At 65.1% G+C, this 12,912-nt stretch carries 13 protein-coding genes and 1 tRNA gene; 5 read left to right on the top strand and 9 right to left on the bottom strand.

Annotated elements, in window-relative coordinates; translation table 11 throughout:
• Nucleotide 1: 1 nt before the first annotated feature.
• The 5 genes from AC3WR3_RS10340 to AC3WR3_RS10320 form a co-directional block, all read right to left on the bottom strand.
• Nucleotides 2–75: transfer RNA gene (locus tag AC3WR3_RS10340), tRNA-Met, on the bottom strand.
• A gap of 267 nt (nucleotides 76–342) precedes the next feature.
• Nucleotides 343–1,062 carry an HI_1241 family integral membrane domain gene (locus AC3WR3_RS10335; RefSeq protein WP_492291806.1) on the bottom strand — a complete coding sequence of 240 codons (720 nt, stop codon included), beginning with the start codon at nucleotides 1,060–1,062 and terminating at the stop codon, nucleotides 343–345.
• Nucleotides 1,063–1,164: 102 nt separating this feature from the next.
• Nucleotides 1,165–2,799, bottom strand: a complete 1,635-nt coding sequence (locus tag AC3WR3_RS10330) for an ATP-dependent endonuclease (RefSeq protein ID WP_492291805.1) — start codon at nucleotides 2,797–2,799, stop codon at nucleotides 1,165–1,167.
• A gap of 76 nt (nucleotides 2,800–2,875) precedes the next feature.
• Nucleotides 2,876–2,998 carry a hypothetical protein gene (locus AC3WR3_RS10325; protein ID WP_262110571.1) on the bottom strand — a complete coding sequence of 41 codons (123 nt, stop codon included), beginning with the start codon at nucleotides 2,996–2,998 and terminating at the stop codon, nucleotides 2,876–2,878.
• A 62-nt stretch (nucleotides 2,999–3,060) separates the two neighbouring features.
• A complete protein-coding gene (locus AC3WR3_RS10320; RefSeq protein ID WP_492291804.1) occupies nucleotides 3,061–3,948 on the bottom strand; it encodes a helix-turn-helix domain-containing protein in 888 nt (295 codons plus the stop codon).
• A 157-nt stretch (nucleotides 3,949–4,105) separates the two neighbouring features.
• Between AC3WR3_RS10320 and AC3WR3_RS10315 the strand changes: the two genes are divergently transcribed.
• Nucleotides 4,106–5,023 (top strand): DMT family transporter, encoded by a 918-nt coding sequence (locus AC3WR3_RS10315; protein WP_265437253.1) that lies wholly within the window; start codon nucleotides 4,106–4,108, stop codon nucleotides 5,021–5,023.
• 52 nt (nucleotides 5,024–5,075) lie between these two features.
• Nucleotides 5,076–6,017: a LysR family transcriptional regulator gene (locus AC3WR3_RS10310; protein ID WP_492291803.1), complete on the top strand. Its 942-nt coding sequence runs from the start codon at nucleotides 5,076–5,078 to the stop codon at nucleotides 6,015–6,017.
• A 1-nt stretch (nucleotide 6,018) separates the two neighbouring features.
• On the opposite strand, the gene AC3WR3_RS10305 is transcribed toward AC3WR3_RS10310, so the two are convergent.
• Nucleotides 6,019–6,798, bottom strand: coding sequence for a TSUP family transporter (locus tag AC3WR3_RS10305; RefSeq protein ID WP_202045833.1), 780 nt, complete (start codon nucleotides 6,796–6,798; stop codon nucleotides 6,019–6,021).
• Nucleotides 6,799–7,178: 380 nt separating this feature from the next.
• A complete protein-coding gene (locus AC3WR3_RS10300) occupies nucleotides 7,179–7,955 on the bottom strand; it encodes a tRNA-uridine aminocarboxypropyltransferase (RefSeq protein ID WP_404836529.1) in 777 nt (258 codons plus the stop codon).
• Nucleotides 7,956–8,137: 182 nt separating this feature from the next.
• Between AC3WR3_RS10300 and AC3WR3_RS10295 the strand changes: the two genes are divergently transcribed.
• Nucleotides 8,138–8,566, top strand: coding sequence for a VOC family protein (locus AC3WR3_RS10295; RefSeq protein WP_139434326.1), 429 nt, complete (start codon nucleotides 8,138–8,140; stop codon nucleotides 8,564–8,566).
• A gap of 172 nt (nucleotides 8,567–8,738) precedes the next feature.
• On the opposite strand, the gene AC3WR3_RS10290 is transcribed toward AC3WR3_RS10295, so the two are convergent.
• Nucleotides 8,739–9,725 carry a D-alanine--D-alanine ligase gene (locus tag AC3WR3_RS10290; protein WP_171276225.1) on the bottom strand — a complete coding sequence of 329 codons (987 nt, stop codon included), beginning with the start codon at nucleotides 9,723–9,725 and terminating at the stop codon, nucleotides 8,739–8,741.
• 212 nt (nucleotides 9,726–9,937) lie between these two features.
• The gene (locus AC3WR3_RS10285) at nucleotides 9,938–10,546 is read right to left on the bottom strand and encodes a 2OG-Fe(II) oxygenase (RefSeq protein ID WP_429107729.1); all 609 of its coding nucleotides are present in this window, start codon (nucleotides 10,544–10,546) and stop codon (nucleotides 9,938–9,940) included.
• Between the two features lie 209 nt (nucleotides 10,547–10,755).
• On the opposite strand from AC3WR3_RS10285, the gene AC3WR3_RS10280 reads away from it, so the two are divergent.
• Nucleotides 10,756–11,232 (top strand): glutathione peroxidase, encoded by a 477-nt coding sequence (locus AC3WR3_RS10280; protein ID WP_202045835.1) that lies wholly within the window; start codon nucleotides 10,756–10,758, stop codon nucleotides 11,230–11,232.
• Nucleotides 11,233–11,499: 267 nt separating this feature from the next.
• Nucleotides 11,500–12,888, top strand: coding sequence for a DEAD/DEAH box helicase (locus AC3WR3_RS10275; protein ID WP_429107728.1), 1,389 nt, complete (start codon nucleotides 11,500–11,502; stop codon nucleotides 12,886–12,888).
• Nucleotides 12,889–12,912 lie beyond the last annotated feature (24 nt).

Below are 12,912 nucleotides of genomic sequence, written 5' to 3'. Positions count from 1 at the left end.
GTTGCGGGGGCCGGATTTGAACCGACGACCTTCGGGTTATGAGCCCGACGAGCTACCGAGCTGCTCCACCCCGCGTCTGAGGGGGCCAATAATAGGCTCCAACGCTGAGATTGCAAGTAATTATCCTAAAAAAAGTTTATCCGGGGATTAAACCATCACATCCTGTGTTCTTTTGCAACAAACCGTAGTTTTTTCAGTCAACTAGGTGCTTCCCTTGCCGCTCACTGCCCTCGCCTGCCAAGGTTGAGCTACCGGATCCGGCGTGCCATTCCCCTCTCTATGTATGAAAAAGCCCGCGTCTATACAGGCGCGGGCTTGCTCCCAGACTTGCCACTGTGCGACTCAGGCCAGCTGGTGCAGCACGCTGGTCGCCGCTATCTGGGCGATGATGAGACCGCACAGGGTCACGGACAGCACCACGGGGGCCGTCTCCTGCTGCCGGTAGACAGGACTGAACCAGAGCAGCAGGGCGGCGATGAGCAAACCCGCCTGGGTCAGCACCCCGGGGATCAGGGCATCCAGCCCGGCGCCATTGTCCTGCCCGCTCACCAGCACCGCCAGCCAGATCAGGCTCAGCATGGCGGCCAGCAGCCCCGCCAGCGGCAGCAGCAGGTTGAAGGCTTGCAGGCGGTGGCGGGCACGCAGCAGCATCAGGTGGGCGAAGGCCGAGCCCAGCAGCACCATCTGCAGCACACCGTTCAGCCAGCCCTGGATCTGCAGCAGGCCCAGGCCATAGAGGGCGAGCGGCATGGCGGGCAGCCACAGCAGACTGGCGGGGATGGCGCGCTTGCCCTCGAGGCGCGACTGGGCCAGGGAGAGCCCTATCCCCAGGATCAGGGCGGTGCCCCCGCACCAGGGAAGCCAGCCGGTCACCCCGGCTTCAATCCCCAGCATCAGGGAGAGGCCGGTGATCACCCAGATGGAGAAGAGCTGGTTGGTGATCCGCGAGCGCTGGCCCGGGCAGATATCCCCGCGCCACAAGACGATCCCGAGCGCGATCAGGGCCCCCAGGGCCATCAGGCCGGTCAGGGAAAAGAGCCAAAAAGGAAGTTGGACGAACATAGGGTCTCCGGCAGCAAACAGAGGACAGGGCCAAGGGCCCCGGCAACAAAAAACAAGGGGCGAGTATACCCAAACCCGCCCCCATCCCCAACGCCTGCGAGACTAGCTCTGGCCGCGAGCCAGGGCGACCACCCGCGAGAACATCTGCTTGAGCATGGGAGGAATGTGTTCGCTGCCAAGGCGCTCCGCCTCCTCCACCACGGCCAGGGCCAGGCCGGGCTTGCTTCGGTGATGGATGGCCTTGGCGATGATGCGCCCGGCGTTGAGGGTGGAGCGCCCCCCGACCCCGGCCTCGCGCCTGAACACCGCCTCGAATCCGTTGTGGTAGAGGTAGTGCTCTATGTCCGCCGAGGGCAGCTGGGTGATCCTGTCCCGCTCCCGCTCCCCCTTGAGCAGGGAGCGGGCGGAGCTCGCGTACTTGGCGCCCGCCTCGTCGCCGTCGGTGAGCAGGTGCCACTCTATGCCGAAGTCCCGGGCCACCTTGATGAGGGGGGCCTGACCGCACTGGGCAAACTCTATGATGCGCACCCCTTCCGCCCGCAGGCTGTAGCCGCAGATCTGGGCGAGCTCGGAGAGCAGCCAGATCTCTGTCTCCCCCTCCACCAGCAACCAGCAGCGGGCAAACATCGACATGGGCCTGTTGATCCGCACGTGGAAGGCGATTTTGCGCAAGTCGTCGCTGCTGTAACGCTCCCCCCCCAACTGGTGGCAGAGGATGTCATGCTGGCGGCGCACCAGGCGGCGCACCTGATTGAGCGGCAGGGAAGAGAGCAGATCCCCCGAGTTGGTGGTGAGCAGCTTCTGGCCGGGCAACTGCTCGAGCAGGCCCCAGGCCAGCGCCAACATGGTGGGGTGCAGGCGGCTCTCGGGATCTTCCAGCATCAGTATGGGCCTGGCCCCCTCCTCCAGCTCGCGGTTGCCGCGGGCATGGAGCAGCATGGCGGCCATGCCTGCCATGGCCAGTTGCAGGGCCCGGTTGTCCGCATTGCGCAGCAGCACCTGCAAGTTGCCGGGGTTGCGCAGGGTCATGGGGCGATTGACGATTTCCCGCTGGCTGCGGGGCTTGTGCTTGATGGGGGCCAGGGCGCTGAAGTAGTGCTCCATCAACTGCTGCACCGCCTGCAGCGCCTCTTTCAGCTCGGGTTCGCCGATGCGCTGGGGCTCGTCGGTCAGCTTGCCGGCGAGCTCCCCGAGCCGCTGCTCGGAGAGATCGTCCCAGGGCAGCCGCTCTATGCCGTCCCGGGCGGTACGGGCATCCCGCAGCCGGAACACGGGGTTCATGGTGATGAGCAGGCGCACCAGCTCTTCGTTGTTGTCGATGGCCAGGCTCTTGCCGATGCCGTCGAGAAAGTCATGGGTGCTCTGCACGCTGCCATCGTCCAGCAGCTCGGCGCTGGCGCGATAGTGGATACGGTGGAACTTGTCCCTGTGGGGGATCCAGGCCGCGCCAAGGCGCGCCAATCGGCGGGAGTGCTGGCACATCTGGGGGCGGTACTCGCTGAAGGTGAGCACCAGTTGCAGGGTGCGCGACGGGCTCAGCTCGGGATCTTCGGGCTGATGGAAATCATCGCGACTGAATTGATAGGGTTCGGCATCCCCCAGCAGGCACCAGAGGGCACGCAGCAGGCTGGACTTGCCCCAGGCATTCTCACCGATGAGCACCGTGGTGTGATCCAGCCCGAGCGAGAGCCGATTTATCCCGCGAAAACCTTTGACTTCAATGCGTTCCAGAAACATGCGGCCATATCCAGTCCATCCTGATGGCGCAATAGTGGCAAAGTTGCCGGAAAAATCCTATCGGGTCTTGGGGTTTTCAGCGGGAACTGTGAGGCACTACGGGTTCGGGAGGGGTGGGCAGGCAGGCGCGATCCTGAGGGGCATTCCAGTGGCTGAACCAGAGGTGGCGGGTGCGGGTCTGACGTTTGCGATGATTCAATGGGCATTCCTTTTTATGGGTAAGTGGTAGAGGGTACACCTCTTTCACCCAGAGTCTCAGCGTTATCTGTGACAGGAGAATGACAATTGGGCCCGCCACTGCCCCGGGCTCAGGCCGAAGGCCTCCCGAAAGCGATTGCCAAAATGGGCCTGGGAGGAGAAGCCGCACTGGGCGGCGATGCTGGCCAGGGGATCGCTTCCCACCAGCAACTGCTTGGCCCGCTGGAGCCGCAGCCCCTGCAGGTAGCGGTGGGGCGGGCAACCCAGGCTCTGGCCGAACATGCGGGCGAAGTGATATTCGCTCAGGCCCGCCTCCCGGGCGAGCTCGCTCAAGGTGACGGGCTCGGCCAGGTGGGCCAGCAGATACTCCTGTACCCGCCGGATCACCGCAGGGGCCAGGCCGCCCCGCACCTCGGGGAGCCCCGGCGCCTCCCGGGTATGGTGGCGATAGGCATGGAGCATCAGCATCCAGGCGCCGTGGGAGAGCGCCATGCGATCGACCCCGTGCTGCCAGTCCAACTTCATCAGCTGTGCCTGCACCAGGGCCGCGGCCTGGGGATCCTCGATGAAGGTCTTGTCCTGCAACACCAGGTGGCGCCCCTCCTTGTCGCACACCTGCTCGGCGATGCGGCAGAGGTGCTCAGGGGTGAAGTAGAGGTGGAAGAAGCGAAACTCCTCGCGCACCAGCCATTCGGATCTGTGGTGATCCGGCATGATGCACACCTTGCCGGTGCCGCCGTGGCCGCCGGGACCGTCGAGGCGCTCGGTCTGCTCGCCCCCTTGCAGATAGACGCTGATGGTGTGGTGACCCGGCTTGTGGTAGCGGGTCTGATCGTAGCGGTTGCGCCAGCTGGCCACCCCGAGCCCGGGCTCCAGCCAGCAGGAGTCCTCCAGCCGCGCCCCCGTGCTGACCAGGGCATCGAACACCCCCGCCTGTCGTCTCTGCTGCACCTGTCTGCCTCATCCTTGTTCCCGTGCCGTCATCTTATCGCGGCTGCTCGCCAAGCGCTGCTGCCGGCCACAAAAAACCGCAAGATGGTGCAAGCCAGAGCGGGCCATCGGGCCCATGCTGATCCCCATGTCACTCCCTTTTTCATCGGATCCGCTTATGAATCTCCTGCTGTATGTTTCTACCGTCCTCATCTGGGGCAGCACCTGGATCGCCATCGCCTGGCAGCTCGGCCCCATTCCCATCGAGGTCTCTGTGCTCTATCGCTTCGCCCTGGCGGCGCTGGCGCTCTTTGTCCTGCTCACGTTAAGCGGCAAGTTCCCGCGCCTGCCCTGGGCGGGCCAGCGTTATGCGGCCCTGCTCGGCGCCCTGCTCTTCTCCACCAACTTTCTCTGCTTCTACCACGCTACCCTCTATATACCGAGCGGCCTGTCGGCGGTGATCTTCGCCAGCGCCAGCATCTTCAACGGCCTCAACCTCTGGCTGTTCGAGGGCAAGCGCCCGGGCCTGCGCTGGTTGCAGGGGTCGCTGCTGGGGCTCATGGGCACACTGCTGCTGTTCTGGCCCGTGCTGGCGGATGCGCAACTGGGTGCAAACGGCTGGAAGGGGCTGCTATTCGCCTGCGGCGGCACCCTCTGCTTCTCTCTCGGGAACCTTGTCTCTGCCCGTGGCCAGCGTCAGGGCTATCAGGTGTTGCAGATGGTGCCCTGGGGCATGGTGTACGGGGTGGCGCTGCTGCTGGGCTGGGTCATGGTGCTCGGGCAGTCCCTGACCCTGCCGACCGAGCCCCGCTACCTCGCGGCCATGGTCTATCTGGCCATCTTCGGCTCCGTCATCGCCTTCACCGCCTACCTCACCCTGGTGGGGCGCATCGGCGCCAGCAAGGCCGCCTATGCCACCGTGCTGTTTCCCCTGGTGGCGCTGAGCCTCTCCACCCTCTATGAGGGCTTCGTCTGGCAGACGGTCTCCATCGTCGGCGTGGTGGTGAGCCTGGTCGGCAACCTGGTGATCTTCGCCCCGCCCGTCAGGGCGTGGCGCTGGCCGTTATCGAGGGCTACAAACGGTACTTGCCCCTGATGCCGGCAGCCCCTAAGGTAGGCCCTCCCAACAGCGGTTGAACGGAGGAAGCATGTTACTGGAAGGGCTGGAGACACTCTGCCTGCTGGCGAGCGAGGGCACCATGGCCAAGGTCGCGAGCCGCCTCTATATCAGCCAGTCGGCGGTGAGCAAGCGCATCACCCAGCTGGAGCAGCGCCTTGGCAAGCGGCTCATCGAGCCGGATGGCCGCCAGACTCGCCTCACCCCCCAGGCCCGGGAGCTGCTCGCCCGGGTGGCCCCGAGCCTGGCGGAGATGAAGGGGGTGCTGGCGGACAGCCAGACCCTCACGGACCAGACCCCCCTGCCCGTCGCCTGCTCAGAGACCCTGCTGGCGGGCTACCTCGCCCGCTTCATGCACGACTACCTTGGCCGGGATCCCCACCTGGCCCTCTCCACCCACCACACCCCGGTGATCCTGACGCGGGTACGCGGTGGCGATGCCCTGCTCGGCATCTGCGCCGGCCGCCTGCCCCCCGGCCACGGCCTGTGCGCCGAGCTGCTGCTGGAGGAGCCCTTCTATCTGGTGGGGGACGATCAGGAGGAGGCGCCGCAGCCGGATCACAGAGGCGCCTCGCCAGACGGGGCGAGTGGCAAGCCGTTGACGCAAAGAAATCCGGGTGAGGAAACCCGGGTGCAGGAGACGCTGTGCAAGATCCTGACCATGGATCTGGAGAACCCCTCCAATCGCTATCTGCGGGATCCCCTGGCCGCGCTCGGGCTGGTGCCGGCCATGGAGCTCGACTCCTACCTGGCGCTGATCGAGCTGGCCAAGGCGGGCATAGGCCCAGTGCTGCTGCCGGCCGGTCTGCTGGCCCTGGTGGGGGATCAGGGGAAACGGGCGCGCGCCCTGCCGGGGCTGGCGCGCCCGCTGCACCTGGTCTATCGGCCGAGCAGCCTCAAGCGGCTGCGGATCCAGCGACTGGTCGAGGAGATCCGGGCCCACTTCGCCCGGGTGAGCCAAGGCCAGCGCTGACTCAGACCAGCCAGCTGAACAGCTCGGGGTACTGACTCCACACCAGTTTGGCGGACATCAGCAGGGAGACGGTCACCAGCAGCGGCTTGATGAGCTTGACCCCCTTGATCAACACCAGCTTGGAGCCGAAGCGGGCCCCGATGAACTGACCCAGCGCCATGCACAGGCCCACGCTCCACACCACCTTGCCGCCGAGGGCGAAGAACAGCAGGGAGGCGATGTTGGAGGTGAAGTTGAGCAGCTTGGTGTGGGCCGTGGCCCGCGCCATGCCAAAGCCTGCCAGGGCCACGAAGCCGATGGCAAAGAAGGAGCCTGTGCCTGGGCCGAAGAAGCCGTCATAGAAACCGACCCCGCCCCCCACCAGCAGGGCGAACAGCATGGGGGTGAGGCGGCGCTGGCTCTCCGCATCGCTCACCCTGGGGGAGAAATAGAAGTAACAGGCGAACGCCATCAGCAGGAAGGGCAGCAGGCGCTCCAGGATGGCGGCGTCTATGGTCTGCACCGCCAGGCTGCCGATGGCTGCCCCGATGAAGGTGCAGATGACCGCCGGCCAGATGATGGCCCACTCCAGCAGCCCCTTGCGGGCATAGAACCAGGTGGCGGAGAAGGAGCCAAAACTGCTCTGCAACTTGTTGGTGCCGAGCACCAGGGCGGGCGGCATGCCGGTGGCAAGCAGGGCCGGCACCGTCAGCAGGCCGCCGCCTCCAGCGATGGCGTCGATAAAGCCGGCGATGAGGGCGACCCCGAACAGGGCAACCAGGGTGAGCAGTTCCAGTTCCATCCATAAACCTCGTGTGATGCGGCCACCCGCGGCAATCCCGGGTGTCCTGTTTGAGCACAATGCAGGTCGCTATCCTAACGGGGGCGGGCTCATGAGGCTAACGAAACGATGGCAGCCAATTGATTCCTGATTTTCATCAATGATGACACTTCTTTGCCATCAGCTGCCAAAGCGAACGGCGCAGTGGCAGGCGATCTATCCAATTCCTGATTTTCATCATTCTACCCCGGTGGCTCAGGCAGCGTCCGATCCCTGCAGGAGAGGGTCAGCCAGTCCAGCGCCCTCCCCCTTGATCGCCTCAAGAGCCTGCAACAGCGAGATCTCGTCCTCGCCCGGGGCCCGACTCACCCGGCCCGCCATATAGCGGCTGCTGAACAGGATTAAGCCAGCGCTGCCTCGCCCCGCTCAGCGGCAGACTCGGCAACCTCCCCTTTGATCGCCTCCAGGGCCTGCAACAGCGAGGTCTCGTCCTCGCCCGGGGCCCGGCTGACCCGACCCGCCATATAGCGGCTACTGAACAGATTGAACCAGTGCTGCAACGCCTGCCCAGCCTGCAGCTCCCCGGCCACCTCCAGCACGCAGGCCGCCACCTCGGCGGTGCAGAGGTGCTCATCGCAGTGGGCGACCCGCATGCCATAGGTGGAGAGCGCATCAGGCCGCACCGACAGCACGGGGAAGCCATCCAGATAGGGGCTCATGTTGAACATCTTGCGCGCCTCGGGCCAGGTGCCGTCCAGCAGGATGAAGAGCGGCTTCTTGCCGGGGGCCAGGGCCACCTGCTCGGTCACCCGGGCCGGGTTCTTCTCGCAGGCGGGGAACACCACATAGGGCTGCCAGGCGGGATCCGCCAGCAGGGCCAGCAACTCGGGATGGGGCTGGGTGCGCTTCCAGAGGAAGGCCCAGGTGGTCTGGGGCAAGACGTCGGCGATGAGACGGCCGGTGTTGGACGGCTTCATGGGCTCGCTGTCATACATCAACAGGCAGAAGCCCGCCTCGGCCTTGAGCTCGGGGCGCCACTCGCAGGCACACCAGGCATGACGCAGCTGGCAGGCCTCGCAGCGGGGCACGCTGCCGCCACGGGCGAGAAAGGGACGGGTTGAGATGCTCTTGCGCCAGATGCGCAGGCGATTGACGGCATGATCGGGGATGGGCTTCATGGGGCGCGGCTCGGCGACAGGGTCTGCGGTAAAAAGGGGGCAGATTGTAGCGGGCGGGTCTGCCGGGAGCAAGGTGCGCGGCATCTGCCCAGCCAGGCGCACAGGCCCGACACACCGCTCTATACTTGGTCCTCATCCCATCATCCCACGCACGGGAAGGCCGATGGGACAAGGAGGACAAGATGGCAGAACCAGACATGGCCAGGGAGCATGCCCTGGCCGAAGGATCCACCTTTACCTGGCACGAGCTCTATGTGCCGGACGGCGAGGCCGGGATCCGCTTCTACGCCGAGGTGCTCGGCTGGGAGAGTCAGCTCATGGAGATGGAGGGGGGCAACTACCCCATGCTGGTGGTCAACGGCCGACCGGTGGCCGGGGTGCAGTCCACCCGGGACAACCCCCAGATGGCTGGCGTGCCGCCCCACTGGGCGACCTACATAGCGGTCGATGACGTGGACGCCAGGCTCGCCAGGGTGACCCAACATGGCGGCAGCCTGGTGGTGCCCGCCATGGACATCCCCACCGTCGGGCGCATGGCACTCATTGCCGATCCGCAAGGGGCGCACATCTGGCTGTTCACTCCCTTTCCCGGGGATTGCCAGCAACCCTGAGGGTCATGACGACAGCGCTACATTGGCGCTCATCGCCGATCCGCAAGGGGCGCACATCTGGCTGTTCACCCCCTTCCCCGGGGATTGCCAGCAGCCTGAGGACCATGCAACACCGCAGAAACGACAGAGGGGCCCTTGGGCCCCTCGCTTGTTGATATGCCTTGTCGGTCCCTCAGACGGGGCGCAGGTTCTGCTCGAGGAAGGCCGCGAAGCTGTGACCGTGATGCTCCAGCAATTTCGGGAACATGGAGATGGAGGTCATGCCCGGGAAAGTGTTGATCTCGTTCAGCAGTATCTCGCCATCCTCGGTCAGGAAGAAGTCGATGCGCGACAGATGGGTCAACTTCAGCTGGCGGAAGGCCTTGAGGGAGTAGGCATGGATGGCGTCAGACTGGGCCTGGGTCAAGCCTTCGGCCTTGAGCGCCGTCTCGGTGTGGCTGGCGCTGCTGTACTTCTCCTCATAGGTGTAGAACTTGTCCTGGGGCACGCAGATCTCCCCGGGATAGGTGGCCACCAGCTCGTCGCCATACTGGTAGACAGCCACTTCCAGCTCGCGGGGCTTGACCGCCTTCTCGATCAGCACCTGCTCGGAGTAACCGAAGGCATCCTTGATCCCCTGCACCAGCTCCGCCTCGTTGCTGGCGGAGTAGCAGCCCACGGATGACCCTTGCGAGGCCGCCTTGATAAACACCTTGCCCCACTTGGCCAGCGCGGCTCTCGCCTCGGCGAGCGCCTCGTCACCCTGCTCGGTCAAAAACAGATAGGGGGTATTGGGAATGCCGATGGCGGAGAGCCACAGCTTGGTGCTGATCTTGTTGAAGCAGATCTTGCTCGCCTCGGCATCGCACCCCAGATAGGGCAGGCCCGCCAGCTCGAGGAAGGATTGCAGATCGCCGGTCTCACCCGGATAGCCGTGGATGCAGGGCACCACGTAGTCCACCGGACGGGCCACGCTGTCAAAGGAGAGCAGCTTGTCCAGACCCAGCTTGCACTCGCGGCCGTCGGCACTGAGCCAGCGGTCGGCAAACATCTCGACCCGGGTCACTTCGACCCCAGGCAAAAGACCGAGCTGTTGTTCGAGGAAATTGGCACTGCGCAGAGAGACTTCGTGCTCGGCGCCACCGCCGCCGCACAGCAGCAAGACATGCATGTTCTTCATTAGATGTGATCCCTTGGGAGAAGCGGCTTCGTCATGGCCGGGGAAAATCCGGCTGCGCGACCTGCGCACCAAACAACGGGCGAAGCCAGATACGAACATAAGTGCGGCCAGTGTAGCAAGGGAGAGGAAGCCTTGTCAGCCGATGGGGGCGCCATCCCCCCATCCTGGCCCGTAAAAAGCGGCGCCTGTGTCAAAAACGGGACGAAACGGATTCAGCGAGGGGGATCGACCCGCCCGGCGCCATTGCCATTGACCCGAAACCAGCCGGCGATGCTGTAACGCTCCTCGCTCGCGGGCAGCACCTCGTGGGGAAACTCCTCCGACAGGAAGAGCACCAGCCGCCCCCCCTTGGGGGAGACATCCATCAGAAACTGCTCGTCGTTGTCATAGACCCGCAGCACGCCCCCCGCCTGGGGCTGCCAGCCGTTGTTCAAGTAGAACACCGAGGTGAGACGGCGGTTGGAGCGCCCGGCAAAGGCGTCGCGGTGGGTCGCATAGAAGTCGCCCCGGCGGTAGCGGGCGAAGTGGGCCTCGTAGTCGAACAGCCCCAGCATCAGGCTGCGATTGGCCGCCAGACGCAGGGACTCCATGCGGGCCAGATAGTCGGCCACCGGGGCGCCCAGGTCGGGATCCAGCCAGTGGATCTGATCACGGCGGATCTCAGGGTTGCCCTGATGCAGCCCCTCCCGCCCAATCCCTGCAGGTTGCCACGCCCCCGGCAGGCAGGCCCGCAAGGCATCCACCTCGGCGGCGGTTAAGAAATCATCCACAATCACCCATCCCCGGGTGTAAATGGCATCCATGACGGCTTGATAGTCCAAGATTGACTCGCAGCGAGTGGAGAGAGTGCGCTTTGTAGCGACTTCCCCCCCTTGGCACAAACCGGATTGCTTCTCTTGAGAAGTCCCGCCATCAATAAGGGCCTGGCCCCGGGCGCCGATTTCCCCTTGCCCCGCCGCCCCTGGCCCGCTAACGTGAAAACAAGGCCCGAAACGGATCTCCCTCTGCATCCATGACTCAGGAGAGCGCCATGCCCTTGCCCACTATCCCCCTGCAACGACTCGATGGCAGCGAGTTTCCCGGTGACGCCCTGCAAGGGAAGGTCCTGCTGGTTGTCAACGTGGCCAGCCGCTGCGGCTTTACCCCCCAATACACCGGGCTGGAGGCGCTTCATCGCCAGTTTGGCCCGGCGGGACTGGTGATCCTGGGCTTTCCCTGCGATCAGTTCGGCCACCAGGAGCCCGGCGATGCCGAGGAGATAGCCAGGTTCTGCTCCATCGATTACCCGGTGAGCTTCCCCCTGATGGCCAAGTGCGAGGTCAACGGCGAGCAGGCCCACCCCTTCTATCGCTGGCTCAAGCAGCAAAAGCCCGGGCTGCTCGGGAGCGAGGCCATCAAGTGGAACTTCACCAAATTCCTGCTCGATCGGGAAGGCCGGGTGGTGGACCGCTTCGCCCCCCAGACCAAACCCGAGGATCTGGCGGGGGCCATCCAGGGGCTGCTGTGAGCCGGGCGACGGACGGCCCAGGCCCCTCTCCCATCGGCGCGGCAGGCCCCCTTTGTGCCCCGAGTCCTCATTCGTGACGCCGATACTGCGTGCCTGCGTCACTTCTGCTATATTACGCGCCCATTATCTTTTTCGTGTCGTAGCGCCCGCGGGACGGGCCTGAAGGGATCAGGCCATGCCCTGACCCGCTACCCACCTTCTTCCATGTCGTGACGGGCCCAGGCTGTCGTCACCCGTTGAGCCCAAGGCTCGGAGTTTCTCTCGAACATGTCATTCAATGAACTGGGTCTGTCACCGCATATCCTTCGGGCCGTCAAGGAGCTGGGTTACGAACAGCCCACCCCCATCCAGCAGCAAGCCATCCCGGCCATTCTGGCCGGTCAGGATGTGCTGGGCGGCGCCCAGACAGGGACAGGCAAGACGGCCGGTTTCACCCTGCCCATGTTGCACCGCCTGCTGGCCAACCACGGCCGTGGCGGCCGCCGTCAGGTCCGCGCCCTGGTGCTGACCCCGACCCGGGAGCTCGCCGCCCAGGTGGGCGAGAGCATCATAAAGTACGCCCATCATCTGCCGTTCCGCACCCTGATCGCCTATGGCGGCGTCAGCATCAAGCCGAACCTGGACGCCATCAAGCTCGGGGTCGACATTCTGGTCGCCACCCCGGGCCGCCTGCTGGATCTGCTGACCCAGGGGGCACTCACCCTGAGCGCCCTGGAAGTGCTGGTGCTGGATGAGGCGGATCGCATGCTGGACATGGGCTTCATCACCGACATTCGCCGCATCATGAAGGCGCTGCCGGAAGAGCGGCAGACCCTGCTCTTCTCCGCCACCTTCTCGAGCGACATCAAGGCGCTGGCGGACGATCTGCTCAATGACCCCACCCTGATCGAGGTGGATCCCAGCAACACCGCCGCCGATCAGGTGACCCAGCGCGTCATCCAGGTCGACCGGGAACGCCGCCGGGAGATGCTCTCCCACATGATCGGCCGTGGCAACTGGCAGCGGGTGCTGGTGTTCGTGCGTACCAAGCAGATCGCCGACCGCCTCGCCCAACAGATGCAAAAGGATGGTCTCAATACGGTCGCCATTCACGGTGACAAGAGCCAGGGTGCCCGCAACCGGGCGCTGGCCGATTTCCGCGAGGGCAAGGTGCGGGTGCTGGTCGCCACCGACATCGCCGCTCGCGGCCTGGACATCGATCAGCTGCCCCACGTGATCAACTTCGAGCTGCCCCAGATGGCGGAGGATTACATCCACCGCATCGGCCGCACCGGCCGCGCCGGTCGTGGCGGCGAGGCCATCTCCCTGGTGAGCCAGGACGAGCTGGGCCAGCTCAAGGAGATCGAGGCCCTGATCGGCCAATCCCTGGCCGTGGAGATCCTGGAAGGGTACGAGCCGAGCGGCAAGCCGAGCCGCCAGACCCTGCCAGGCAGCAAGCCGGTGCAAAACCCGCCCCGTGCCCGCGGCCATGCCAACGCCAAGAGCAACAATGCCAAAGGCAAGCCTGATGCGGCCAAAAGCAAGGGCAACGGCCCCAAGAAGCCGGCTCCGGCCCGCAAGCGCGAGGTCGTGGGGGAAGACATCGGCTTCACCCCCATGCGCCGCCTGCCCAAGGCCCAGCGGGACGACTATCAGGACAACTCCAGCGAGGAGTGAGGCAACCCCGTGCCGACCTGACAC

Source organism: Aeromonas sp. EU05-FHT14A05, from assembly GCF_058791175.1.
The sequence above is the reverse complement of the archived record's forward strand: the minus strand, read 5'-3'. Positions and strand labels throughout refer to the sequence as shown.

Excerpts from the sequence above, each read along its gene's own strand:
- AC3WR3_RS10335 (WP_492291806.1), bottom strand. The coding sequence starts at position 1,062 with ATGTTCGTCCAACTTCCTTTTTGGCTCTTTTCCCTGACCGGCCTGATG.
- AC3WR3_RS10330 (WP_492291805.1), bottom strand. The coding sequence starts at position 2,799 with ATGTTTCTGGAACGCATTGAAGTCAAAGGTTTTCGCGGGATAAATCGG.
- AC3WR3_RS10315 (WP_265437253.1), top strand. The coding sequence starts at position 4,106 with ATGAATCTCCTGCTGTATGTTTCTACCGTCCTCATCTGGGGCAGCACC.
- AC3WR3_RS10310 (WP_492291803.1), top strand. The coding sequence starts at position 5,076 with ATGTTACTGGAAGGGCTGGAGACACTCTGCCTGCTGGCGAGCGAGGGC.
- AC3WR3_RS10305 (WP_202045833.1), bottom strand. The coding sequence starts at position 6,798 with ATGGAACTGGAACTGCTCACCCTGGTTGCCCTGTTCGGGGTCGCCCTC.
- AC3WR3_RS10300 (WP_404836529.1), bottom strand. The coding sequence starts at position 7,955 with ATGAAGCCCATCCCCGATCATGCCGTCAATCGCCTGCGCATCTGGCGC.
- AC3WR3_RS10295 (WP_139434326.1), top strand. The coding sequence starts at position 8,138 with ATGGCAGAACCAGACATGGCCAGGGAGCATGCCCTGGCCGAAGGATCC.
- AC3WR3_RS10290 (WP_171276225.1), bottom strand. The coding sequence starts at position 9,725 with ATGAAGAACATGCATGTCTTGCTGCTGTGCGGCGGCGGTGGCGCCGAG.
- AC3WR3_RS10280 (WP_202045835.1), top strand. The coding sequence starts at position 10,756 with ATGCCCTTGCCCACTATCCCCCTGCAACGACTCGATGGCAGCGAGTTT.
- AC3WR3_RS10275 (WP_429107728.1), top strand. The coding sequence starts at position 11,500 with ATGTCATTCAATGAACTGGGTCTGTCACCGCATATCCTTCGGGCCGTC.